Below are 1,110 nucleotides of genomic sequence, written 5' to 3'. Positions count from 1 at the left end.
GCGAACTTAACGAGGCTACGGCTTCAGATCGCCGTAGCCTCAACAGGGTGAGCGTCGAACGCCCTGTCATGACGTAGAACGCTCCAGGCGATGCGGGCGAGCTTGTTGGCCAGCGCCGTCGCCAGCTTGTTGCGGTGAAGGCGCGTCGCCGCTTCCTTCAGCCACGATCCGAAGCTGAACCGCTCCCAGTTCTGCGGCCGCATGAGGATGACGTTCGCAGCCTGGATGAACAGCGTTCTCAGATAGCGGCTGCCGCGTTTCGAGATGCGCCCGAGGATCGACCTCCCGCCAGTGCTGTACTGCCGCGGCACAAGGCCGAGCCAGGCGCCGAAATCGCGTCCGCGTTCGAAGGCTTCGCCCGTTCCGATCGCGGCGACCACGCCGGTGGAGATGAGCGGCCCGACACCCGGCACGCTCATCAACCGACGGCAGTTCTCTTCGGTCTGGCTGATCTGCTCGATCTCACGGGTGATGGTCTCGATGCGTTCGTCCAACCAGAGCCAGTCCTCATAAAGCCCAACGATCAGGTCGTGCATGCGCGGCGAGATCTCGCTCTCCCTGTTCCTCAAGATCTCGAACAGCGAGTTGCGCAGCGAGCGCGAACCTGTCCTGACCGCGATGCCCTGTTCGATCAGGAAGGCGCGGATCTGGTTGATGGTCGCGGTGCGGCGGGACACCAGCCGCGAGCGCACTCGATGACAGGATTGGAGATCGAGCTGATCCTGCGTCTTCTCCCGAACCAGGTTTAGGTTCGGCCGCAATGCCGCCTCAGCAATCGCCTCTGCGTCGTTGTAGTCATTCTTCTGGCCCTTCACGAAGGGCTTCACGTAGATCGCCGGAATGATCCGAGGCTCATGGCCGAGCTCACGCAGCGTCCGGCTGACAAAGTGCGCGCTCAGACAGGCCTCCATTCCGACGATGCAGGGCGGAAGCGCCCTGAACGTCTCGACGAGGGCAAGCCGTCGGATCTTCTTCCGGAACGCGATCTTCCCGTCGGGGCCAAAACCCACGACGTGAAAGACGTCCTTGCCGATATCGATTCCGACGGATGTCAGCGCGGGCGTTGTGGTTTCGCGGGTCGTTTGCATGGGCTGCTTCTCCAGGTCTTCG

General features: G+C 62.6%; 1 protein-coding gene. It reads right to left on the bottom strand.

The window, feature by feature from the left end; genetic code table 11:
• Positions 1 to 23: 23 nt before the first annotated feature.
• Positions 24 to 1,088 carry an IS110 family transposase gene (locus ACFOWB_RS26645; protein ID WP_261401868.1) on the bottom strand — a complete coding sequence of 355 codons (1,065 nt, stop codon included), beginning with the start codon at positions 1,086 to 1,088 and terminating at the stop codon, positions 24 to 26.
• Between the last annotated feature and the right edge of the window lie 22 nt (positions 1,089 to 1,110).

This window comes from Chenggangzhangella methanolivorans (assembly GCF_042648545.1).
Classification (GTDB): domain Bacteria; phylum Pseudomonadota; class Alphaproteobacteria; order Rhizobiales; family Methylopilaceae; genus Methylopila; species Methylopila methanolivorans.
This window is presented reverse-complemented; position numbering and strand designations above follow the sequence as displayed.